Origin of the sequence: Siminovitchia terrae (assembly GCF_003605405.2) — a bacterium.
Taxonomy (GTDB): Bacteria; Bacillota; Bacilli; order Bacillales; family Bacillaceae_C; genus Siminovitchia; species Siminovitchia terrae.
This window is the reverse complement of record NZ_QYTW02000002.1, coordinates 103,321-127,115: the sequence shown is the minus strand read 5'-3', so window position 1 is coordinate 127,115 and position 23,795 is coordinate 103,321. Positions and strand designations below refer to the sequence as shown.

General features: G+C 41.1%; 26 protein-coding genes. 5 read left to right on the top strand and 21 right to left on the bottom strand.

What is annotated here, in order from left to right:
* Nucleotides 1-12 precede the first annotated feature (12 nt).
* From D5F11_RS03035 to D5F11_RS03025, 3 genes are read right to left on the bottom strand one after another with little or no spacing between them, the layout of a single operon-like run.
* The gene (locus D5F11_RS03035; protein WP_120114771.1) at nt 13-1,077 is read right to left on the bottom strand and encodes a HAMP domain-containing sensor histidine kinase; all 1,065 of its coding nucleotides are present in this window, start codon (nt 1,075-1,077) and stop codon (nt 13-15) included.
* The gene (locus tag D5F11_RS03030) at nt 1,064-1,762 is read right to left on the bottom strand and encodes a response regulator transcription factor (protein ID WP_120114772.1); all 699 of its coding nucleotides are present in this window, start codon (nt 1,760-1,762) and stop codon (nt 1,064-1,066) included. The genes D5F11_RS03035 and D5F11_RS03030 overlap by 14 nt, the downstream gene beginning before the upstream one ends.
* 19 nt (nt 1,763-1,781) lie before the next feature.
* The gene (locus D5F11_RS03025) at nt 1,782-2,492 is read right to left on the bottom strand and encodes a cytochrome c biogenesis CcdA family protein (protein ID WP_120114773.1); all 711 of its coding nucleotides are present in this window, start codon (nt 2,490-2,492) and stop codon (nt 1,782-1,784) included.
* Between the two features lie 298 nt (nt 2,493-2,790).
* Between D5F11_RS03025 and D5F11_RS03020 the strand changes: the two genes are divergently transcribed.
* The gene (locus D5F11_RS03020) at nt 2,791-3,192 is read left to right on the top strand and encodes a hypothetical protein (RefSeq protein ID WP_120114774.1); all 402 of its coding nucleotides are present in this window, start codon (nt 2,791-2,793) and stop codon (nt 3,190-3,192) included.
* Nucleotides 3,192-5,324: an MMPL family transporter gene (locus D5F11_RS03015; protein ID WP_120114775.1), complete on the top strand. Its 2,133-nt coding sequence runs from the start codon at nt 3,192-3,194 to the stop codon at nt 5,322-5,324. The genes D5F11_RS03020 and D5F11_RS03015 overlap by 1 nt, the downstream gene beginning before the upstream one ends.
* A gap of 13 nt (nt 5,325-5,337) precedes the next feature.
* Here D5F11_RS03015 and D5F11_RS03010 read toward each other — a convergent pair whose 3' ends face one another.
* From D5F11_RS03010 to D5F11_RS02945, 15 genes are all read right to left on the bottom strand, one after another.
* Nucleotides 5,338-6,120 (bottom strand): cytochrome c oxidase assembly protein, encoded by a 783-nt coding sequence (locus tag D5F11_RS03010; protein ID WP_185830467.1) that lies wholly within the window; start codon nt 6,118-6,120, stop codon nt 5,338-5,340.
* Nucleotides 6,121-6,182: 62 nt separating this feature from the next.
* Nucleotides 6,183-6,347, bottom strand: coding sequence for a hypothetical protein (locus D5F11_RS25845; RefSeq protein WP_185830466.1), 165 nt, complete (start codon nt 6,345-6,347; stop codon nt 6,183-6,185).
* Between the two features lie 429 nt (nt 6,348-6,776).
* Nucleotides 6,777-8,003, bottom strand: a complete 1,227-nt coding sequence (locus tag D5F11_RS03005) for an MFS transporter (protein WP_120114778.1) — start codon at nt 8,001-8,003, stop codon at nt 6,777-6,779.
* 81 nt (nt 8,004-8,084) lie between these two features.
* Nucleotides 8,085-8,648 carry a TetR/AcrR family transcriptional regulator gene (locus D5F11_RS03000; protein ID WP_120114779.1) on the bottom strand — a complete coding sequence of 188 codons (564 nt, stop codon included), beginning with the start codon at nt 8,646-8,648 and terminating at the stop codon, nt 8,085-8,087.
* A gap of 174 nt (nt 8,649-8,822) precedes the next feature.
* Nucleotides 8,823-9,332: a flavin reductase family protein gene (locus D5F11_RS02995; RefSeq protein WP_120114780.1), complete on the bottom strand. Its 510-nt coding sequence runs from the start codon at nt 9,330-9,332 to the stop codon at nt 8,823-8,825.
* Between the two features lie 128 nt (nt 9,333-9,460).
* The gene (locus tag D5F11_RS02990) at nt 9,461-9,739 is read right to left on the bottom strand and encodes a YciI family protein (RefSeq protein ID WP_120114781.1); all 279 of its coding nucleotides are present in this window, start codon (nt 9,737-9,739) and stop codon (nt 9,461-9,463) included.
* A 16-nt stretch (nt 9,740-9,755) separates the two neighbouring features.
* Complete coding sequence (locus D5F11_RS02985; RefSeq protein WP_120114782.1) at nt 9,756-10,034, bottom strand: hypothetical protein; 279 nt, start codon at nt 10,032-10,034, stop codon at nt 9,756-9,758.
* A 50-nt stretch (nt 10,035-10,084) separates the two neighbouring features.
* Entirely contained in the window at nt 10,085-10,648 is a 564-nt protein-coding gene (locus D5F11_RS02980) for an NADPH-dependent FMN reductase (protein WP_120114783.1), read from the bottom strand.
* A gap of 25 nt (nt 10,649-10,673) precedes the next feature.
* Nucleotides 10,674-12,158 (bottom strand): aldehyde dehydrogenase, encoded by a 1,485-nt coding sequence (locus tag D5F11_RS02975; protein WP_120114784.1) that lies wholly within the window; start codon nt 12,156-12,158, stop codon nt 10,674-10,676.
* Nucleotides 12,159-12,175: 17 nt separating this feature from the next.
* Entirely contained in the window at nt 12,176-12,976 is an 801-nt protein-coding gene (locus D5F11_RS02970; protein ID WP_120114785.1) for an alpha/beta fold hydrolase, read from the bottom strand.
* Entirely contained in the window at nt 12,976-13,554 is a 579-nt protein-coding gene (locus D5F11_RS02965; RefSeq protein ID WP_120114786.1) for an amino acid synthesis family protein, read from the bottom strand. The genes D5F11_RS02970 and D5F11_RS02965 overlap by 1 nt, the downstream gene beginning before the upstream one ends.
* Complete coding sequence (locus D5F11_RS02960; RefSeq protein WP_120114787.1) at nt 13,538-14,701, bottom strand: LLM class flavin-dependent oxidoreductase; 1,164 nt, start codon at nt 14,699-14,701, stop codon at nt 13,538-13,540. Before D5F11_RS02960 ends, D5F11_RS02965 begins: the two co-directional genes overlap by 17 nt.
* 18 nt (nt 14,702-14,719) lie before the next feature.
* Entirely contained in the window at nt 14,720-15,388 is a 669-nt protein-coding gene (locus D5F11_RS02955) for a GntR family transcriptional regulator (protein ID WP_244862142.1), read from the bottom strand.
* 128 nt (nt 15,389-15,516) lie between these two features.
* Nucleotides 15,517-17,118: a BCCT family transporter gene (locus D5F11_RS02950; RefSeq protein ID WP_120114789.1), complete on the bottom strand. Its 1,602-nt coding sequence runs from the start codon at nt 17,116-17,118 to the stop codon at nt 15,517-15,519.
* Between the two features lie 274 nt (nt 17,119-17,392).
* Nucleotides 17,393-18,088 carry a hypothetical protein gene (locus tag D5F11_RS02945; RefSeq protein WP_126646488.1) on the bottom strand — a complete coding sequence of 232 codons (696 nt, stop codon included), beginning with the start codon at nt 18,086-18,088 and terminating at the stop codon, nt 17,393-17,395.
* A gap of 220 nt (nt 18,089-18,308) precedes the next feature.
* On the opposite strand from D5F11_RS02945, the gene D5F11_RS02940 reads away from it, so the two are divergent.
* Genes D5F11_RS02940 through D5F11_RS02930 form a run of 3 tightly spaced genes read left to right on the top strand, consistent with a single transcriptional unit; the run spans nt 18,309 to nt 20,253 of the window.
* Nucleotides 18,309-18,677: a GntR family transcriptional regulator gene (locus tag D5F11_RS02940; RefSeq protein ID WP_120114791.1), complete on the top strand. Its 369-nt coding sequence runs from the start codon at nt 18,309-18,311 to the stop codon at nt 18,675-18,677.
* Nucleotides 18,677-19,573 (top strand): ABC transporter ATP-binding protein, encoded by an 897-nt coding sequence (locus D5F11_RS02935; protein WP_185830493.1) that lies wholly within the window; start codon nt 18,677-18,679, stop codon nt 19,571-19,573. Before D5F11_RS02940 ends, D5F11_RS02935 begins: the two co-directional genes overlap by 1 nt.
* Nucleotides 19,570-20,253, top strand: a complete 684-nt coding sequence (locus D5F11_RS02930) for a hypothetical protein (RefSeq protein WP_120114793.1) — start codon at nt 19,570-19,572, stop codon at nt 20,251-20,253. Before D5F11_RS02935 ends, D5F11_RS02930 begins: the two co-directional genes overlap by 4 nt.
* Nucleotides 20,254-20,660: 407 nt before the next feature.
* On the opposite strand, the gene leuD is transcribed toward D5F11_RS02930, so the two are convergent.
* The 3 genes from leuD to leuB are packed head-to-tail and all read right to left on the bottom strand — an operon-like array spanning nt 20,661 to nt 23,771.
* Complete coding sequence (leuD, locus tag D5F11_RS02925; protein ID WP_120114794.1) at nt 20,661-21,248, bottom strand: 3-isopropylmalate dehydratase small subunit; 588 nt, start codon at nt 21,246-21,248, stop codon at nt 20,661-20,663.
* A complete protein-coding gene (leuC, locus tag D5F11_RS02920; RefSeq protein WP_120114795.1) occupies nt 21,245-22,660 on the bottom strand; it encodes a 3-isopropylmalate dehydratase large subunit in 1,416 nt (471 codons plus the stop codon). Before leuC ends, leuD begins: the two co-directional genes overlap by 4 nt.
* 10 nt (nt 22,661-22,670) lie before the next feature.
* Nucleotides 22,671-23,771: a 3-isopropylmalate dehydrogenase gene (leuB, locus tag D5F11_RS02915; RefSeq protein ID WP_120114796.1), complete on the bottom strand. Its 1,101-nt coding sequence runs from the start codon at nt 23,769-23,771 to the stop codon at nt 22,671-22,673.
* Between the last annotated feature and the right edge of the window lie 24 nt (nt 23,772-23,795).

The following is a 23,795-nucleotide window of genomic DNA, read 5'->3' as shown; positions in this document are numbered from 1 at the left end:
GTTAAGGAATGATTAAATTTTTGAATGCAAAGGAAGCTCAATCCAAAAGGTATGACAGTTGCCATCAGTATTGATTCCGACCTTGCCGCCGTGAGAAGCTATAATACTTTTTGTGATGGCAAGTCCAAGTCCTGCACCACCAGTTTCTGCACTTCTTGATTGTTCCATTCGATAAAAACGTTCAAAGATAAGATCTTTTTTTTCGGGATCAATAAATTGACCGGTATGTGTCAAAACAATGGTATATGTTTCATTTTCAATTAACCCATTCACAGTTAATTTCTTTCCGGTATTATAATCAATTATATTTTGAAGTATATTTGTAAAAGCCTGCTTCAAGCCATCCTGATTCGCCTGAATGCCTGCTCGATCAACATGAATTTCAATTTCTGTAAAATTGTCTTCCAATTTCAATTGGAAAGTCGTAATCACTTTGGTCAGCAATTCATTTATCATTAAGAGGCGAAACTGCTTATCCGAGAAAAAGTTCCCTTCATTCCAAGAATTCAATTCTGTTATCAGTTCGACAATTCTTGTTATACGCTGGGATTCTTCAAGCAGTGAACCGAATAATTCAGAATCCCCTTCTATCACCCTGTTTTCCAAGGCTTCCAAATATCCATTTATATTTGTTAAAGGAGTACGAAGTTCATGTGCAATATCACGAAGCATTTCCTCCCTTTGCTCTTGAACGAAATAGAGAGTTTCTGTCATTGAATTGAAATTCTCAATCAATTCCTTCATCTCGCCTGATGTCCTTATATCAATCTTTGTTGGGACGCTGCCTTCCTTTACTGATTTCGCCGCCGCTGATAAAGATCTAATGGGACTCATCATTTTTCTGACTGTAAAATAATGGAACATCCCCACCACGATAAAAACAATAATTCCTACTTTCCAAAGGAACCCATTCAAGGTGTCAACAAGATCCTGTCCTGTGACTTGTTCCGAATTAACCAAAAAACAAGCATAATCCTTGACGGATATGCCTGCAATAAGAATAACGAGCAATATGACAATACTATTAAGGGCGATAAGCCTTGATAAAAGGTTGGAAAATCTTTTATAGAGCCACAAATTTATACCCCATTCCCCGTACGGTTTGAATATAGTCTTTAGGTGTTTTAGTTTTTATTTTTTCACGTAAATTCTTGATATGGACATCAATTGTTCTGTCTGATACAGCCTTTTCATTATTTTCATAGATAAAGGAAAGGATTTGTTCCCTTGATAAAATCTGACCAGGATGCTGCATGAATATATGAAGAAGCTTAAACTCAAAGTTGGTTAATTCAAGCTGTTCACCGTCGATTGACGCCTCCCCTTTTGCCGGCTTAATCGTAAACCCGGTAAAACTCAGCTTTCCGCAGCGGCTCGCGGTCCTTCTAAGCACTGCTTCAATACGGACCATTAATTCTCCAGGGCTGAAAGGCTTGACCACATAATCATCGGCACCCAATTTGAAACCTTTGATCCGTTCCTTTTCAGACACTTTTGCTGTCAGCATAATGATCGGCATCCTGCTTTTATATTCCTCCCGAACCCATCTGCATATCTCTTCGCCACTGATCTCGGGAAGCATCAGATCGAGAATTAAAATGCATGGATCCATCTCTTCTATTTTTTCCTTTGCCTCTAGGCCGTTCACCGCTTCAATCACTTCATACCCATCCCGGTTCAAATAAATTTTTACAAGATTACGTATCTTGGGGTCATCTTCTACAACCAAAACCGATTTTCCAATTAAGTTTTCTTGAAGCAAGCCCGCTTCCTCCTTCTTATCAAAAGAATAGACTATATGATGCCAACCAGGCGCTGATTTTCTGCATTTGTCCGCTCAAGACCAAGAACCCAAGCATAACCATGATCATCCCATTTACAAATGCCAGCCTCGGCAAGAATCTGTTGATTTTTCTCATTGCCTTAAGGGAATAAGAAATGATAATGGAAATGATAAAAAATGGGATCGCCATTCCAAGAGAATAGGCGCCTAATAGAAAAACCCCCTGGCTTAGCGTTTCTGATGAACCCGCCAATAATAGTATGGAGGAAAGAGCAAGTCCGACGCAAGGGGACCAGCCTGCCGCAAACGCCATTCCCAATAATATGGAACTCAAGACACTTTTTGATCCGTGTTCAGCTTCAATTCGTTTTTCCCTCATTAAGAATTTAAACTTCAATAAGCCTGCCATCTGCAAGCCAAAAACGATAATAAGCAAGCCGGCAATCTGCATAATAATGATTCGATAATTCGCCAGCACCTTCCCGATAAAACTTGCCGAGGCTCCGAGCGCAATAAAAATAAGGCTAAAGCCAATGATGAATCCAATTGAACGGGTATAAAGTTTAGTTCGGCTTACTTGCAATTTAGCATTTTCAATTTTCCCACCTGTTAAATGGGTGATATAGGCAGGCAATAGAGGAAATACACATGGGGAGAAAAAAGATAATACGCCCCCCGCAAGTGCAAAAAAGACCCCGACATCATTCATCGATTACTCCCTCCTTTTCAGTTTCATTATAGGATTGAAGTGTTAAAGTTTGATTAAGATTAAAACTTCAATTTGAACTATTATGCTATTCTCTTTTTCCAGGTAAAATCCTTGTAAAAAATCAAAAGAAGGTACATATAAATGTTTTAACGTAAGTCCATTTCATTGGGGACTTAACAGCCCTTTCTGTATCTTCCATGTAAATGCAAAACTCAACTTGTAACCTTCTGTTAATGTTGAGTTCACTTTCGAGATTTAGGATACATATATAACACGAACAAAACAGGAGGAATAAACAATGTCACAAGAAAAATGGAGTATCCGATTAATTCGTATTGCATCGATTTTCGGTTTAATTGGAACAGTTTTGGGTTCACATATGGCGGGGGCGGGATCTTACGCATTCCGCCCGGTTCACGCGCATATTCTTTTGGTAGGCTGGTTATCGATGTTTGCATGGGGAGCTTTTTACAAGATGTTCAAAGTGCGAGCAAAAAAATTGGTCACATTTCACGGTTGGACGGCCATCATCGGTTCGATCGGTTTGACAGCGGGCATGTGGTTCCAATTCATTCAGCCGTTCGGTGTGAATAAAACCTTTTCTCTGATTTTCTATATCGTCGGCGGGTCCATTCTTCTGATTAGCTTCGCCCTATTTATTTTTGTGACCTTCTTTATTGAGAAAGATGGGAAACGATAATGGCTAAAGGAATATTAAAAGGAAATCGCATTTGGTGGTTTTCGCTTATTATATGGGTGGCTTTGGCTGGCATATTGTCAAGCTTTGCACCCGGGGCCAAGGATTTTGTTGCTGCGAATAAAGATGCAGGTCTCCCTGCGGATGCCGAATCTATCATCGCCGACCGCCAATTGGAAAAATATTTCCCTGATGACGATGGACTGCCGCTGTTTGCTGTTTTTTCCAAAGAAAGCGGCCTGACGGATGATGAGATATTGATGTTTACCCAGCAGGCCGAGGATCTGAAGGTGGATAAAAAATACGGAGACATCGAAACAATTCCATTATCTCACATGCCTCCGGAAGTTAGAGATTCGTTTCTCTCAGAAAATAAGAGGACATTCTTCCTTCCCATCACGCTGCCTGAGAACCTTGAAAGCAAAGATTTACATGCAGCAGTAGATCAAATCAAAATGCAGATTTCCGCGGATAATGATGTAAAGGTATCATGGACAGGGCCGGCAGGAATCGCAGCAGATGCGGTTGAACTGTTCAGCCGTGCGGACATTGTCCTATTGCTGTCAACTGTCGGATTAATTTTGGTATTGCTGCTATTAATCTACCGTTCGCCACTGTTGACGCTTATCCCGCTTGTTGGTGCCGCCATTGTTTACACGGTTGTTGATAAAATGATCGGGCTGGCTACGAAGGCGGGATTGTTTACCATTGACAGCCAGGCTGTTTCAATCATGACCATCCTTTTATTTGCGGTGGTAACCGATTATTCGCTGCTCATATTCTCCCGTTATCGCGAGGAACTCCGTACCCATGAACATAAAAGTGCGGCTATTCGCGAAACGATGCGCCATGTTAAAGAGCCGATCTTTTTCAGTGGAAGTACGATTGTCCTTGGGGTAGCAACTTTGTTTTTCGCTTTATACGAGCCTTATCGGAATTTTGCTCCTGCGTTTGTGATTGCAGCAGCCTTCATGCTGATCGCAGGACTGACACTCTTGCCGGCCCTATTCGCATTGACAGGCAGAAAAGCCTTCTGGCCGGTCATTCCAAAGTACGGGGATGAAAAAGCTGACAAGAAAACAATTTGGGGGAAAATTGCCGACAAGGTGACAAAACGTCCGGTTGCCTTTCTAATTCCGCTCGTTCTTCTTTTGGCGCTTGCAGCATGGAATATGACGAAAATAGAAGAGTCATATGATTTAATTGCCTCCTTCCCTGAAGACCTTTCTTCACGGATCGGCTATGAGCAGCTCGGGAAAGATTTTTCTGAAGGAAGTTTGGCACCAGGAACTCTGCTTTTCGTATCTGATCATAAGCTTGAAATGCAGGATTTGCAGTCGGCCATCAAAGATCTTGAGAAAATCAAAGGCGTTGACCAGGTGACTGCGCAAGGCCACCCATTTTCCGAAGACGGAAAAAGCGCCAAGCTTTCATTGCTATTCAAGGGAAATCCATATGAACATGAAGCGTTGGATGCTGTTAAAACTATCCGCGAAAAAAGCGATGAAATTTTAAAAAATGCTGATCTGGCGGATACTGAGCTGTTCGTTTCCGGGGAAAGTGCAAAAAATACTGATCTCAGGGATATCAATAAACGTGACACCATTGTGGTCATGGTATTGATGATCGTCCTGATCTCCGTCATGCTGGGTCTGCAAACTCGTTCCATCATCGCACCTGTCTACATGATGGGGACCATCCTGCTCTCATACGCAGCAACGGTTGGCCTTTCACTATTCCTGTTTAAAGTCTTCTTGGGATTGGATGCCATCAGCTATCGAATACCGCTTTACGCTTTAGTGTTCCTCATCGCACTCGGGGTGGATTATTCAATCATGTTAATCGCAAGGATCCGTGAAGAAGTCAGTTTCATGCCGTTTGCTGATGCTGTCAGAAAAGGCGTTGATCGAACAGGCGGTGTTATCAGTTCTGCAGGATTGATTTTGGCTACAACCTTCCTTGTCCTGGCGACGATGCCTATCTATGAATTAAAGTTGTTCGGATTCATTATGGCTTTGGGGATTTTGATCGATACATTTATTGTTCGTCCGCTTCTCATTCCAGCTATATTGATGCTCCTTGGCAAATGGAGTTTTTGGCCGAAACGCATAGTCAAAAGGAAAGAAGCTACTTAGCATAAAGAAACCGTCATTCCATCTTATGGAGTGACGGTTTTAATTTTAGGTTTTTCAGGCACATTCTCTGACTTCCAAGACGTATTGCTACCATCAAGCTGAATTTATGAAGTGCAAGCATCAACAGACCGCCAAGAATTTGGTCAGCCTTCGTATTCATTTGAAAAGGAAGCAAAGCTGCTGACTGATCGGAAGGGATGCACAACTTTAACATTAACTGACTAAACAATGGGCTATTTTCTTGCCCACCCAGTAATCCATTCAATATAAGTAATAGACAGGCCGGCATTAATAAAATACTGCTCCACCATGAATATCGCTTCAGACTAGAACCAGGTGTAATGACAGGGAACCACATCAGGAAAGACAAGGCAAACAGGCAAAGTATGTAGCTCGTGTGGATAACTAGATTTTTATAAAGAAAAGGAAGAACCTGAGGTAAATGATACAGAAAGAATAATATTGAGAATATGATGAGGGCTGAAAATGAAGATATGTTTCGCTTTTTCCACTTTTGTCCTAACCTTCCGGGAATCCCGAGCAGCAGGAGAGGCGGTACAAAAAAATAAAGAATACTCATTTGCAGCATATGGGTAATGAACGTGAGATGACTGAGAACATATAATGGGCTGCCAATCAACAAGTAGAACAATCCGATACCCGCATGAAACCAATAAAATTGACTGAACCTGATGTCTGGATGTTTTTTTGCCCAGAAACAATACCACACCGATATGCACACAAGGATGATCAAGAGCGGCGTATTCCAGGCAGCCATGCCGCCCAATACCATCATAGTGTTCACCCCCTTTTTTCGAAAACCCCTGCATCTATTCATTTTATTACGGATTCTCCTACTTATGACTTCGACCATTTATCAAATGCGCCTTTGCGTATTTGCGCCCAGATTTTATTGAGCTCTGCTCGATAAATTTCCTCTGTAAATTTGTGGCATCCGCCGGATGCTTTGACTTTATTCAGCCGTGGTTTGAACCCCTCTGAATGGATACAATAGGCATTCAACTCACCACTTACAGAAGTGGGAAACTTCTGCTGAATGAAGTTAAAATTTCCTTAATTTACATTACCTTTATGATCTGAATGATTGAGTCGGCCTCCTTAATAAGTGTGACTCTAGTAGCTTTTTAGCGAAAAGGTTTACTGATTCTATCACCGACTATTCTGCTTACTGGCAGTATCGTTGTCATGCTGTTCCATCATTATCATGTTTGGCCGGACATTTTCCGCTGGGTTTCGTCCCAAACAGCTGCTGGTCTTTCCCATTGTCTTGTTCCGTTTATTCTTGTCAGTATGGCTAGCTCTTTTTGCTGTTCCGTAAAGCAGCGATTTAGAAAAAAACCTTGACTGTTTCAATTCAGCCAAGGTTTTTTCAATCATTTTTTATTACATTATTCTACGTTCCAGCACCACTGACTCCACAAAATCTGTGCATCAATCCATCCTTTGAACAGTTTCTATCGCCGGCATACCCTCCTGGTTCCCCATGCTCTTTTTCCTTGTTAAAGACAATCCATATGTGGAAAGGATGACAGCCCCACTTGCAATCAGAATCGTAACTTTTGACGTGAATACATCCGTCAGCACTCCTCCCACCAGGGGACCGATAATAGCTGCGCCGGCAAAGAATATATTAAATAAGCTGTATAAAGCTCCGTAAGAGTTTTGTTCTCCTTCTTTTTGTGTATTACCAAGCATTGTTAACGTAGGTGAAACCGCGAGCCCTATGCTTGCTCCTAATAATAATAAAGCAATAACCATTTGCAAGGTGGATTTTGCAATAACGACGAAAGGCAGAACTAGACCTGCGAAGAGCAAACCAACCAGCACAACCCGGCTCGGTGTATATTTATTGATTAAAAATCCCGATATAGGAGCCATTATTCCGTAAGTTAATGTAATGACTCCAAACATCAGACCTATAAAAAATGAATTCCCGGTGAATGTTCCGGATAAATAAATCGGCAAAATCGGTTCTAGCATCGTCAATATTCCTTCACCGACAACCATAATGGTCAAGATCCAAACGACTTCACGTTGCTTTAACAGGTCCACAACCCTCTTTGGGACCTGAACAGTTGCTCTTTGCTCATCCTGTAAGTAGATGGCCGCCAAGATCATGACAATGATTAACAGTACCGAAATCGTATAAAATGGGGTTGCATATCCACCAAATTCAATCAGAAAACCGCCAATCGGAGCCCCTAACAATGTACCTGCAGACATACTGGTCATAGCTATCCCCATGGCAAACGCCCTCTCCTTTTTGACAAACATATCTGCAAGGAGAGCCAGCGAGGCAGTCCAAGTTGCTGCCGAAGCAATGCCCTGCAACCCCCTCGCAATAATAAGCATTTCGAAATTGATCGGATGAGCAAATACGATAGTCGAAAGTGTTAATCCAATCAATCCGATCACAATCGGTTTTTTTCTTCCAATTCGATCTGTTAATTTTCCAAAATATGTGGTAAAAATCAATAAAGTAATGGAATAGCTGCTGAACAAAACACCAATCAGAGTTGGTGAAGCGTTGAAGTTCTCTTCATAGTAAGGAGTCAGCGGTATAATAACGCTGTATAGCAGCATGTCTAAAAACAAGATTGCAGTGGCAAACATTAATCCTAGTCTTTTTTTCGTGCTCATCTGCTTAATAAAATTCATATCGCACCTCTATAAAAACACAAAAACTATTTTGGTTTTATTAGTTTTATTAAAAAATATAATTGACCACCAAGCTTATAGCTAAAGCCTGGCATCTTTTTCAACCATTCCGAACAACAATACATTCACAATACCATCCATTGCCTCTTGTACAGTTATTCTATTTTCCCAAATAAAGCGCTGGTCCAATGTCAGATTCGTAGCATCTATGACCAACCGCATGAGTAATTCCACATTTTGCTCTTTAATAAGTCCTTCCTCAATCCCCTGTTCAAGCAGCTTTTTTAAAGCTTCCCATTCCTCCAGTGAATGATTCATTCTTTCCCACTGTTTAGGATAATACTTCTTCATTTGTTCCAGAATCTGCAAATCATAAAACTCATCATATTTTGGAACAACCATAATGGCAGCTTTTATTTTTTCTAAAAGCGTTAAACTTTTGTCTTGAATAATGGCATCCGTTTTTTCATCAAATTCTGTGATCGTTAATTCTATAATAGCGTCAAGAATTTCGATTTTGGAAGAAAAATGCTCATATAAAGTGCGTTTGCTTATGCCCAATCGCCCTGCTAAATCATCCATCGTAAATTTAATTCCTTTATCTTTTACCTCATCAACAAAAGCCTGCATAATCCGATCTTTCATTGAAATACCCCTTTTGGAAACTATTTAAACAAAAAAAGTTTTATCCGTTTATTGATGTTTCTTATTATACAGTGAAGAAAAGAGGGCCGCAAGAGTTTTTTTAACGACAAAAAACATCCCCAGGCGTAGATTTTTTACATCGCCTGAGGATGTGTAACGATTTATTAATTATTTTTAATCAACATTTGTATAAAACTCAGCCGGAACAGCTCCAAAGCTTCTTCTATGGTACAGCATCGGATCCCGCTTTTCTACATTTAAATCAATAACTTTTCCAATTAAAATAGTATGGTCGCCAGCTTCCACTGTTTGATGAACATCACATTGCAAAACAGAAAATGCACCTTCAATTATCGGAAGTCCATATTCAGATATGTTCCACTCACACTGGCTGAATTTTCCACTCTTGGATGAAGCAAAGGCTCTACATGTTTCAACCTGGTCTGCAGCCAAAATGTGTACAGCAAATTTATTCCCCTTTGTAAATGCCTCAAGGGATGAAGAACGATGATCAATTGACCATAGAATGAGGAGTGGATCAAGTGATACCGATGCAAACGAATTTACAGTCAAGCCGAAAGGAATTCCTTCCTCATTCATTGTGGTGACGATTGTTACTCCTGTGGGATAATTGCCAAGTGCCTCTTTAAATATTTGTTGTTTAGCTTCTTTCGTTGCAGTCATTTTCTCTCTCCTTTAAAGAAGTTTTTTACATTTTCAAAGCCCCGTAACTCTTTTATAAAACATGGCAAAAATAAATTCGTTAAACTTTATCAAAGACTCTACCATGTACCATGGTATAAAATATCATTTCACTGCTTAGCCACTATCTGTTTCAGTAATTTCCATTCCTTTAGTTCTAAACGGCGAACCTTTTCCACCACATGCGGATCATTCTCTGCAAGGACGGTCGCCTCTTCCAAAGAATCAGCAATATATACAACCAAACCGCCCGATCCGTCTCCAAAAGGTCCTCTTGCAAAGATCTTTCCTTCTTTATCAAGCTTGTCCAGGTATTGAATATGCCTGGGAAGTACATCTTTATTCCTCTCGGGATCCAGCATATGAAGTGTTGCAACAAAATAAGCCATCAATTATCCCTCCAGATTATATGGCCATTTCCCCTTTTGGGTAAAGAAAGTTATTTAATTTGACCTTCAAACCGCCGCTGCCAAATTTAACACGCGGTTTATTTTCATAACGATCCTTTTGAATATACTCAAGGAATAGTATGATGTTTTTCCGCCGTTCCAGGATATTATCCATGCCTTGTTCATAGAACCAACTGTCAATAGTGTTATATATTCCACGGTTAATGCCATATTTCTCAAAACAGTAATTGACAAAATATAGATCTGAATAATGAACCGCTTCCTCTATATTCATTAGATAACCTCCTAAATTTCAAAAACTGTCTGTGGCGTCTGGAATAAATATTATCCATAATTATGAGACATTCCCAGCGGTTGGTGTGTAAGAGCACGGTTCATTCTAACTATTTCTTCACCCAAAATCGACATCCGGTTCAATACATCGAAATCAACAATTTGATTGCCATCAAAATGATCATTGTGTACATAAACAAATCCTGGAGCGACATAGGCTCGAAAGTAGTTGGCAATGGGCTTCAATTGATTTTCAACCACTAAATAATGCTGATACGTGCCGCCAGTTGCAATAAAACCCATTACTTTATGTCGAAATACATGTGGAGGGATCAAATCGAATAAGTTTTTTAAAGCTCCTGTAATTGATCCTTGAAAAATTGGTGTACCAATAAGATAAAAATCGGCTGAAGATACAATGTCAATTACTTTTTTTGTATCGCCTGTATATGTTGATGGATCACGGCCATCACAGAATTGAACATTATAATCTTTCAAATCCAACAGCTCTATTTCAATATCAGGATAATTTTGTTTCACTTCTTCCAAGGTTTTTCTAACAACAACCCCAGTTTTTGAGCCTGTAATCGTTCCCGAGATGCCCAATAGTTTCACTGAAAATCCCTCCACATTCGTAATGTTATCTCATAATAAACGGATCTGGAATTGGTTCCGAGGATGTGTTAACCCATACTACTTTGCTTTGCGTATAGTCATATATCGCTTCATAGCCGCCTTCTCTTCCATAACCGCTTAAACCTGAACCCCCGATTGGTGCTATAGGTGAAATACTTCGATACGTATTGACCCATACAATTCCCGCACGGACAGCTTTTGCAACCCTGTGGGCTTTTCCAATATTAGTTGCCCAAATTCCAGCTGCCAGTCCATAATCTGTACTATTTGCCAGTTGAATAGCTTCTGCTTCATCTTTAAAAGGGATCACACTAAGGACCGGTCCAAAAATTTCTTCTCTTGTTATTCTGGATTGATTATCGGTATGTTCAAAAATCGTCGGCTGAAAATACCATCCTTTTTCTAATTGCTCTGGTTTTTTACCGCCGTATATCAGATTACTGCCTTCCCGCTTGCCGAAGTTCACATAATTTTCAACTCTTTTTAACTGTGCTTCGGTTGCAAGCGGCCCCATCTCTGTATCGTCCTGGAGTGGATCACCAATTTTTATTTTTTGAACCCGTTCTACCAGTCTATGAATCACTTTGTCATATATATCTTTGTGTAAAAATGCCCGTGATCCTGCAACACAGCTTTGTCCGGAAGCACCAAAAATCCCTGCGATAATTCCCATAGCTGCATTATCAGGATCTGCATCCTCAAAGACAATATTTGGTGATTTTCCTCCAAGTTCAAGGGATAACTGCGCAAAGTTCTCTGCCGAATTGCGCACTACATGACGGGCTGACTCCTCTCCGCCTGTAAAAGCGATTTTTCTTACAAGCGGATGTGTTGTCAGTGCTTCGCCGACAGGTTGGCCAAAACCAGTAACTACATTTACTACTCCTGGTGGAAAGCCCGCTTCTTCGACGAGCCGAACAAGTTCCAAAAGGGAAGCGGAAGTTACTTCAGAAGGCTTAATAACAATAGTGTTGCCAGCTACAAGTGCTGGTGCCAACTTTAAAGTCGTTAAATAAAGCGGTGAATTCCAGGGCGTGATAGCTGCTACAACTCCCAAAGGCTCCCTATTTGTAAAAACAAACATGTCTTGCTTATCAATGGGTAATGTTCTGCCCTGGATTTTATCTGCCAATCCGCCAAAATAGTAATAAAACTCAGGCAGGTATCTTAGCTGCCCACGCATTTCACGGATCAACTTTCCATTATCTGTTGTCTCGAAGGTTGCCAATTCCTCGACATTTTCGGCAATAAGATCTCCAAGCTTCGATACCAAGCGCCCTCTTTGTGTGTAAGTCATTTTGGACCATTCAGAATTCTCAAAAGCCCTTTGTGCCGCATTTACTGCCCGGTCTACATCTTCTGCTATGCCCTCGGCAACTTCACACCATGCTTCCCCGGTTGCCGGATTATAACTTTTGAAATACTTTCCTTCAGAAGAAGGAGTCCACTCTCCATTTATATACATGTCATACTTTATAAGCTGAGTCATAATACTTACTCCCTTCGCTAAATAGAAGAATTATTTCTAATAAACGAGAGTATCATTTCATTTATTACTTCTGCACCCTCCATCGGAAGCATATGTCTGATCTCGGGAACAATTTGAAGCTCGGAACCTTTTATTTTTTCGTGCATTTGGCTCGACATATGCGAAGTGGAACCCACATCATTTTCACCGGTTACAATTAAGGTAGGAACATCAATCTGATCCAACTGTGGCCATAACTCTTCATCTCCAGTGGCAAATAAAGTATAAGCCGCTAAATACGAAGACGGATTATTCGTTTGAAGCCTTATTCTTACTTCATTTACAGCTTCTTCATTCTCTTTAAGAAAACTTGTATTAAACCAACGCTGGATCGCAGGTTCAATCGTTCCGGCTGCCCCATTGGTTTTTACCTCATCCACCCTTTGTAAAATGGCACTTCTTTGCCTGGCCGTCCTGTTTGCCACTGCACTCATAATCGTAAGTGTTTTCAATTTGTTTTTATTTTTTAATGCGAAAGCCTGCGCCACCATTCCACCCATGGAAAAACCGAGAAGATGACATTTTTTAATATTTAAATAGTTTAAGAGGCCCGATAACTGCTCAACAAATTGAGAGAGGGAATAGGGGCCTGGGGGGTGTTCGGACCTACCATGCCCTATCATATCGTAAACAATCACTCTAAAATATTCGGATAATCCCTTTAGCTGCTTATGCCATATCGTATGATCCAATCCAACACCATGAATGAATACCAGGGGTTCCCCTGCTCCCTTTTCTTCGTAAAAAATATTTCCATGATCATACTTAGCTATTGGCATTAGATGAGCCCCATTTCCACCATATCTGAATGACGGTCTCCAGTCCTTGGATGCGGTCTTCCCCCTGTCGATGCTCCAATCGCTACGACAATCTCATCTGCTCTCGGTGCATCAGGAATAGAAGCCTCGAAAGTAATATAGTGAGAACGCTTTGAATCATCGTTTTTATGTACCATCGGAATCGTTACAGTGGACCCGGCCCCGCCGCGCTTATTCGTGAAGCTAAGGATGCTCTTTCCTTTAACTGAATCACGAAACTTATTTCCGAATTTCAACGTATGAATGAAGGCTGAGGCATGTTCAATCTCCCCGTCCACTCCGACGACAGCCGCTTTACCAAATGCCTCCACATCATCAGCCGTGTTAATATGTTTAAATAGCTCGTTGACCAATGTCTCACCAATTTCAGGGGCGTATTCATTAATTTCAGGCATTAGATCTTGCACATATCCTCTGCCAACCCAAGGATTTTTCATAACAAGCATTGTTGCAATCATCCTAATGGGATTATCTAGCTCTTTCCCGCCTTCAATTCTCGTTTCTTCAACAACCGTGTATACTTTACGAATTTGTAACATGAACTTTTCCTCCTGTTGTCCCAGCAAATTTTGGCATTACTTCTTCCGTAAATAATTTCAAGCTCTTCATCATTTTTTCGTGCGGCAAGCCGTTATGGTTCACCCAAAGTAATAAGTTTTGAAGATTTAGCTCTTCTTTTAACTCCTGAATTTTTTCTGTTATATACTCTGGAGTTCCAAAGAGCAGGTTACGCGGATGTAAAAAGTCGTAATTCAACTCTTGACCCGGCTTTACTTCTTCGCCTGGGTCCATCAGGTTGCCAAGACCTCTCCAGTGGCAGATCCAACGGTAATTATTAAGTACTGCCTCCGCGGCATCTTGGCGAGCCTGCTCCATTGTTTCCGCTACATAAACGTCACGGACAAGAGCAATGTCTTCTCCCAATGGAACTTCATAACCGCGAGCTTCAGATGCTTTTTCCTGATAAAGCTTAAAGCGGCCTTTCAATTCTTTCACAGTCGGCATCCAGAAGATCCCTTTAATATTGTTTTGTGCCGCTATTTCAATGGAACGAGGTGAATCAATAGTTTGCCATAAAGGTGGAAACGGCTTTTGGTAAGTTCCGGGCATAATCGAAATCTTATTGATTTCTCCCTTTTCCATATCCATGAAATCTGAAGAAGGTGGGCTCATTGGGTGATTCCAACCAAGTCCTTCTGGTGGAAATTCATAAAATTCCCCTTTATGTGAGAAGTAACGGTTAGACCATGCCTTTTTTAAAATTTCAAGCGTTTCCTCAAACAATGCTCGGTTTTGCGCCTGGTTTTTCGGATCTGCCTGTGAATTCAAGTTAGCTGCTTCTCTTCCGTACAATCCACGTGCCAGTCCAACTTCCACACGGCCCTTGCTAAGCTGATCCAGCATAGCGATATCTTCCGCCAAACGAAGTGGGTGCCAGAATGTGATAACATTTGCTGCCTGTCCGATTCTGATCCGTTTTGTGTGTGCAGCAATATCTGCTCCGATCATTAATGGATTTGAAATCAATTCATTGCCTTCATGTCCAAAATGATGTTCTGTATACCATATGGAGTCATATCCGTTTTCATCGCAGTAAATAGCCTGTTCGCGCGCTTCATCCAAAACTTTGTGATATTCCTCATGCCTTCCCTGTCCTGAAAGGTTAGCAAAAATCCCGAATTTCATATCACATTTCCCCTACCTTTATTGATTTTTTAATAATTTTTGTGCTATTCCTTTTTGTAGCTGCTGACCGCTGGCGCTAACATGCTCACGCATTCTCTTTTCGGCTAGTTCCTTATCGCCGGATTGAATCGCTTCCAAAATCTCTTCGTGTTCTTTCAAAGATTTTTCTAATCGGTTAGGGACTTCAATACTTAAAAATACATATCGATTATAAGGAATTTGATTCAAAAGGATGTTCAGTAAAAAATTCAACTTTGAATTGTCAGAGCCATCAAGGATTACCTTATGAAATGTATTATTTGCCTCAACGTAAAGTTTATGATTGTCGTTCTCTACAGCTTCTCTCATCAATTCCACTGACTCCGCTAATTCTTTAATAGCCTCAGTATTGCCGTTCTCGGCTAAAAGACTTGCTGCAAGCCCTTCCATCACTTCTTTAACCCTGAATAATTCTATTAGTTCCTTTTCTGTAGGCTTTGTCACACAAGTCCCAACCCGGGGAATGATCTCTACCAAACCTTCCCTTTCTAGTTGCTTAAAGGCTTCCCGGATTGGGGTTCTGCTTACTTTGTAATATTCCGATAAAGCGGATTCAGAAAGTTTTTTACCCGGCTCATATTCACCAGTGACAATTGCTTCTCTGATTGCGTTGGTTACTTGAGCAGTTATGCTGATAGTTGAAATCATGTGGACTTCCCCCTCTTCTGCCATGTACCATGGTAATGTTAACTTGTCTCTACCATGTACCATACAAGATGATTCAAATATTAAAGGTTTTTTTTTAGGAAGTCAAGTAAGAATTAAAATTTTTTGAATCATTTTGCTTCAGCTTTTGAATAGTGGTCAGCCGTTAATAATTCATCGGTTAAAGATCCAGCTTTCTCATCTTCCACAATCCCCTGTTCAATGGCCAATTTTTTAGCAATCTTTGGAGCATGCCATAATAACGGCAGCATGATCAGGGATACCGGCACAGCTGCAATCACAACAAATGACTGCAATGCGCTAATTCCTCCGCCGCCTATTTTTATTAAAATAATTCCGATAGTTGCCATGATGACGGACCAAAACACACGAATGACCTTAGGTGGATTTCCCACACCAGTCACACTCATTGAAATGGAATAGGACATGGAATCAACTGTCGTAACTACGAACAAAATTGTTAATAGTAAGAATATAGCTGGCATGATTGTTCCCATTGGCATGCTTTCTGCTATAGCAATAATGGCTGCTGGCAAACCACCCTCTGTCAACGCGCCGCTGATTGCCCCCGTGTTTTGAAGCTCATAGAATATTCCTGTTCCACCTAGGACAGTAAACCAGAAATTTGTAGTTAGCGGAGCAATAATTGCCACTACTATAAAGACTTCTCTAATTTTACGTCCTCTCGAAATTCTTGCAACAAGAAGTGCTACCAACGGACCGAATCCGATAAACCAACCAAAGAAGAAGAGCATCCAATAACCTAACCACTCTTGATCCCCGCGGAATGTGCTGATGTTAATAAATTCCGTTGCATAGGTTCCCATTGAAGAAATAAATGAGTTAATGATAAACTCTCCCGGACCAAAAAGAAGCAAAAAAATTGCAATAAGAACCGCTACATTTACGTTTAACCTGCTGAGCCATTGGATCCCTTTATCAATTCCAGTAATGGTGGATACCAAAACAACTGCTGTAAGGCCAATGATAATCATAACCTGCGTGGAAAAGGAATCAGGCCAGCCAAAGACAGCGTTTACACCATAGCTTACTTGAAGTCCCAGGAATCCAATAGGTCCAATTGTTCCCGCTGCTGCACCTATGATACAAAAAACATCTGCAAACGTTCCCCACTTGCTGTCTTTTATTTTTTCTCCAAAAATGGGATATAACAACGTTCTCGGCTTGAGGGGCATCCCTTTATTATGGTGTGCATACATGATGACGAGTGTACTGATTGCACCATAGATTGACCAGGCGGTAAATCCCCAAGACATATAGCTCTGTGCAAGGGCCGGTCCAATAGCTTCTTTTGTTCCTGCTGCTATATCTGTATGCATTGGCGGGACTTCCAGAAAATAATACATCGGTTCAGCCGCCGCCCAAAAGACCCCCCCTGCTCCAAGTCCAGTTGTCACTATAATGGCAGCCCACTTAAAGAAACTCATGTCAGGCTTACTTTGCTGCCCCAGTATTGCCTGCCCACTTTTGGATAAAGCAATAAATGCTCCCACAGCAAACGTCCCAAGCATTAATATTTGCCAATAGGCACCAAAGAAACGTATGGACAAGTCAAAACCGATAGTTACATATTTGCTGACAAGATCCACTTTTAAAAGCGACATCATCACAAAAAACACAAGTGTTCCACCACTTAAAATAAACACTTTCCAATCAACTTTCTCTCTTACGGAACGCCAACTTTCAAACACTTTATCCCCTCACTTTTTTAAATTTTTGATTACAGGTTTTGGCAAACGCTTTCAATAACACCCCTTTCGTCTACCATGTTACATGGTAGTTTAGTAAAAATACTATAAAATTAATTTGGGAATGTCAATATTTTTTTAATATATTCTTGCAATTTACCTTAATTTAAGTTTATGCAAAACAAAAAAGCCCCTCTGATTATGTTGGGGGATCAAATTTAAAAGGTACTGCTTTATTCTTTTGAAAACGCATTCTTGGAAATTTTGCTCCTATTCGTCAAAACTTTCGATGTATGAAAATCCGATGATGCTTTATATATGTCACGAGGCCAATCACCACAATAATAATGACAGCGCCATTGGCGGCTGTATTTACGATATTGACCTGGGGAACAAGCGTATCAGCAAAATGAATCCACTCTTCCATCCAGGGATCCTTTGCAATGGAAGTAATGGCATTTTGAGCAATGAAGCCTCCCGCAATGACGTTGATCCAAGGAATAGCGACAGCCAGTTTTACAATGAGCCGCAAAAAATAGAGTGCGATTAATAGGCTGCAAAATATCCCCAATGAAATAGTTGGGGTATGGTCGGAAATATTTGAAATGATGAGAACACCATCCCAGCAGATCAAAAAGTCGGTTGCTGCCAAAGCAGCCAATATCTTTGCTTTTTGAAAAATTGAACGAGAAAAACGCGCAGGTCTTACCAGATCCACTCCATAAATAAGTTTTGTTACAAGTTTATAAGAAATGATCAGTAATATGAATCCGGTCAGTACGTGAAACAGCGGAACATCTGACAGCCCTTCTACGACACCAACATATAAAGTCCGAGTAAATGTCAGTAGAACTGCCGCATAAAAGGGAACTTGAAAATTAGAATGTCTTCGCAATATCGCTCCAAGAATCAGCATATTGTCAATGTCGCTTACCATTGTCATCAAGAACACTTGGAGGAAGTCCTGGATCATATAGGCCTGATCTCCTTCCATATGCCTTTCCACTATTTGTATGTGGAAAAGCCCAGATCATTCCCAAACGAAAGAGATTTAGCAGTAGAAAGTTAATAGCCTAGCTACCTGGTAAATTTCATATTGCGAAAAATTTTCTTAGCAAAATAGTGATTGACTTTTAAAACAAAGCGTTATATGGTTAATTACATAAGTAACTAACCAATATGGTGGTGAAGCAGTGAGTAGTTTAATTGATGATGGGCGCCCTATTTTTATTCAAATTGCCGAGAGAATCGAAGATGATATTATTTCCGGCATTCTCGTGGAAGAATCCCAAGTACCCTCCACAAATCAGTTTGCAGCATTTTATAAAATCAATCCTGCTACTGCCGCGAAAGGAGTAAATTTGCTGGTGGATGAAGGAATTCTTTATAAAAAGCGAGGGATCGGCATGTTTGTTACTGAAGGAGCACGAACGAAAGTGATTGAAAAAAGGAAAGAGCTCTTTTTTGAACAATATATCGTTACGATGATACATGAAGCAAAAAAACTCGGAATAACAACTGACCAATTAACCGATATGATTCGGAGAGGAGATGACAAATGATGGGGCAGGTTGTCGAGATAAAGCAATTGGAAAAAGCATATGGAAGCTTTAAAGCTGTACAGAACGTTCATTTTTCTATTCAGAAAAATAAAATTTATGGCCTTCTCGGAAGGAACGGTGCCGGGAAAACCACATTAATGAAAATGATTACTGCGCAGATTTTTCCAACTAGCGGAGATATTAAGGTTTTCGGTGAGATCCCTTTTGAAAATAGTAAAGTGCTTAATCAAATCTGCTTTATAAAGGAAAGCCAGCAATACCCAATTAATTTTACAGTCCAGGATGTTTTGGATGTATCTAAATCACTTTTTCCGAATTGGAATAATGATCTTGCTTACTCCCTTATAAGTGATTTCAACCTGCCCTTAAAAAGGAGGATCAAAAAACTGTCACGTGGAATGTTATCATCTGTCGGCATTGTTATCGGTCTCGCTAGCCGTGCACCGCTGACTGTTTTCGATGAACCTTATTTAGGACTGGATGCCGTATCCCGTGGGATTTTTTATGACCGACTAATGGAGGACTACGTAAAAAATCCGCGAACGATCATTCTTTCCACTCATTTAATTGATGAAGTCAGTAATTTGCTTGAGCATGTATTAGTGATTAAGGATGGAGAGCTGATGATCGACCAAGACGCTGAAGAACTTAGGGGAATGGCTTATACAGTTACTGGCAGATCGGCTCAAGTTGAAGCATATCTGGCTGGAAAAGAAATTGTCCATCAGGAACCATTTGGAGGATTGCTTTCAGCCACTGTCATTGGAAATGGTAATAGCTCCGATCAAAAGCAAGCAGAGACATGCGGTCTTGAAGTAACACCCGTTTCATTGCAGCAATTAATCATTTATCTAACGACCGGGAAACATGATCAAAAAGGGGCGATAGCAAAATGAATATTCAAGGCGTTTTAAACATTCATAGGAAAGACCGATGGGGATGGCTCTTTACTCCAACAATTATCCTCTCTTCAAGCTTCCTGGTCAATCTGATTGTCAGCTTACTGATCAATAATGACAAAAAATTTTACACAGGCGGAGTATCATCCATTTTTATTTATATGCTTGTATTAGGAATTATAGTGGTCACCCAATCCTTTCCATTTGCGATTGGGATGTCTATCACACGAAAGGTATATTTTTGTGGCACTGCTTTGATGGGGCTGATAGCAAGTTTCATCTTAGGCGCTTTGATGTGTATTTTCTCTTTCTTAGAAAACTTGTCTAACGGCTGGGGAAACAGGTTCCACTTCTTCCACTTTCCCTATTTAAACGATGGAACCTTCTACGAGCAATTAGTTATGTATATCATTTTATTTGCCTATTTATTTTTTCTTGGCTTTCTGATTGCAAGCTTTGCACGACGTTTTGGCGGAAAAGGAATGCTGCTTTTAGTGTTGGCTTTTTTGCTGATCAGCAGTATCAGCGTGATTCTGTTACATCAATATCAGGCCTGGTCCCATATCTTCCGCTGGTTCTTGTCTCAAACAGCAGTTGAGCTTTCTTATTGGCTTTTACCGTCTATCCTAATCAGTATAGTCCTTTCATTTTTACTGCTTCGAAGAGCGTCAATTTAGCAACACATGACCATTACATGATATCGATGTCCTCACAATCTTTATTTCTAAAATATTAACAAGTCAAATGCGCCTTGGCGTATTTGCGGCCAGATTTTATCGAGCGGAGCTCGATAAATTCCCTCTGAAAATCTGTGACATCCGCCGGAGGCTTTAAACAAGTTTCAATGATGGTAGCACAAGGGACCGATTCCTACCAAGAAAGAATGATGTGGTGCTGCCACAAGGAACTCGTGTCCTTTGCCTACAAATTTTTGGACTTTTTATCTCCCAAAAAAAGACTTGCCCGCAGGCCTCAAGCCGGTTGGCAAGTCTTTTTTTTAAAAGATAAGAAAGCATAAAATTTTTATCATTTTCATTTCAAAAATCAGATTTCCCTGTCTAGCTCCAGGCGCCTTGCGCTTTTCTTATTTGGCGCTTAATTTTTCGTATGCTGAAATTTTATCATCCAGCTGCAGAGTCAATGCAATTTCATCCCAGCCATTCAAAAGCATTTGGCGGCGGTATGGATCAATCGAGAAAGAGTATGTTTTTCCATCTTCAGTCTCAACTGTTTCGCTTTCTAGATTGACCGTAATCTGAAGCGGTCTTTCTTTACCCGACTGCAAAAGTTCATTAATCTCTGACTCTTTTAATTGAATAGGCAAAATGCCATTTTTAAAGCAATTGTTGTGGAAGATATCAGCAAAGCTTGCTGCAATGACAACACGGAACCCAAAGTCGCCCAAAGCCCAAGGTGCATGCTCACGGGAGGAGCCGCATCCGAAGTTTTCACGGGCCACAAGAATTTCACTGTTTTTATATTCCGGTTTATTTAAAACGAAGTCAGCTTTCTCTATGCCATCGTCATTAAAACGCCAGTGGTAAAACAAATATTGTCCGAACCCGGTTCGTTCAATCCTTTTTAAAAATTGTTTCGGTATGATTTGGTCAGTATCGACGTTCACGCGATCTAACGGTGTAATGACGCTCGTTACTTCTTTAATCGGCTTCATGCGTGAACCTCCCCTTTCATCAAATGCCTTACATCAACGAATCGGCCTTCAACGGCTGCAGCAGCTGCCATTGCAGGGCTGACAAGATGAGTACGGGATCCATTACCTTGACGTCCTTCGAAGTTCCGATTTGATGTAGAAGCACATCTTTTACCCGCAGGGACCTGGTCTGCATTCATGGCAAGACACATACTGCATCCTGTCTCACGCCATTCAAATCCAGATTCAAGGAAAATTTGATCCAGACCTTCCTCTTCAGCCTTAGCCTTTACGGTACGGGAACCTGGTACTGCGATAGCTGTTACGCCTTCGCTTACTTTTCTGCCTTTTAACACTTCAGCAGCTGCTCTTAGATCTTCGATTCTTGAGTTTGTACAGGACCCAATAAATACGTACTGGATGTCTACATCGGTCATCTTTGCCCCACCGGTCAATCCCATATATTCAAGTGCCTGTTCAATTGATTCTTTCTCAGATCCACTCGCAGCATCCTCAGATGTTGGAATGTTTTCCGAAATGCTTACACCCATAGAAGGGTTCGTTCCCCATGTTACAAATGGTTCAATTTCAGAAGCATCAATCTCAATGACTGAATCGTACTCAGCATCAGGATCAGACGTAAGCTGTTTCCAGCCTTCTACTAACTTATCAAACTCTTCCCCAGTCGGAACATGTTCCCGGCCTCTCAAATAATCGAACGTTGTTTCGTCCGGACTGATAAGACCTGCTCTTGCTCCGGCTTCAATGGACATATTACAAACAGTCATGCGTTCTTCCATCGTTAAATTACGAATGGCTTCACCTGTGTACTCAATGACATGCCCCGTTCCAACATCAACACCGTACTTGGCGATGATCGCTAAAATCAAGTCCTTTGCAGTAACTCCAGTGCCAAGCTCGCCGTTCACTTTAACCTGCATTGTTTTCGGCTTTTGCTGCCATAATGTTTGCGTAGAAAGTACGTGTTCCACTTCGCTTGTTCCGATTCCAAAAGCTAAGGCTCCAAACGCACCGTGTGTCGAAGTATGACTGTCTCCACATACAATGGTTTTCCCTGGCTGCGTCAAGCCAAGCTCCGGTCCGATAACATGGACGATTCCCTGGTCAGGATGGCCCATGCCCGCCAATGGCACTCCAAACTCCGCACAGTTTTTCTCCAGCGTAGTCATCTGTGTTTTTGCTATCGGATCTGTTACCTCTTCATTCGTTCTTGTTGGAATGTTATGGTCCATAGTGGCAAACGTAAGATCAGGTCTTCTCACTTTACGTCCGTTTAAGCGCAATCCCTCAAACGCCTGCGGTGATGTTACCTCATGGACGAGGTGCAGATCGATATAGATGAGATCCGGTTTTGAATCCTCACTATGAACAACATGCTTTTCCCAAATTTTTTCAATGATGGTTTTGCCCATCTTCCACACCTCACTTATACGCTGCTAAAATATGGTCTGAAACTAATTCACTTTCAATTTCGTTAATGACTTTTTCCGTCATTTCTGTTGTAGTCAATACTTTTCCGTCTTGTGACTTAAATTCACCTGTGCTAAATCCGGCTTCCAATACTTTTTTGACCGCTTCTTCAATGGCATTTGCTTCCTGATTCATACCAAATGCCGTTCTTAGCATCATCGCACCGGATAAAATGGCTCCCAACGGATTTGCTTTATTCTGTCCTGCAATATCTGGAGCAGATCCATGTACCGGCTCATACAGGCCGAATCCATCTGCACGAAGACTTGCTGAAGGCAGCATTCCAAGCGATCCGCAAATGACGGAAGCTTCATCGCTTAAAATATCGCCAAACATATTTTCAGTTACAATTACGTCGAAAGAAGCTGGAGAAGTAATCAACTTCATGGATGTAGAATCTACAAGCATATGCTCATATTCCACGTCAGGATAGTCAGCCGCAATTTCTTCCACAATTTTACGCCATAGACGGCTTGACTCCAACACGTTGGCTTTGTCTACTGATGATACTTTTTTCTTTCGGATTTTTGCCAATTCAAAAGCAAATCTGACAACACGCTCAATTTCTTCGCGCTTGTATACCAATGTGTCCACTGCTTCTTCATCCGTGTGATAGCTCGGTTCCCCGAAATAAAGGCCGCCTGTCAACTCCCTGACGAACACCAAGTCGACACCTTCTGCAACTTCCTCCTTTAAAGGAGAGGAGGAAAGCAATGTTTTATATGCTTGCACGGGTCTTAGGTTCACACTTAATTCAAAGTGCTTACGAAGTTGAAGAAGCCCCTTCTCCGGCCGAAGTTCCTTTGGATAATGATCCCATTTCGGCCCCCCAATCGCTCCGAGTAAAATGGCATCACTTTCTTCGCATTTCTTGATAGTCTCTTCAGGAATCGGATGACCGGCTTGATCAAGGGCATCTCCGCCGAGTAATCCATGCACCCACTCAAATTCATGTTGGAAGCGGCGGCCGATTGCATCCAAAACTGCCGTTGCCGCATTCGTTACTTCTTTGCCAATACCGTCTCCAGCGAGTACAGCTACCCGTTTCTTCATCCCGTTTTCCTCCTAATTTATCAT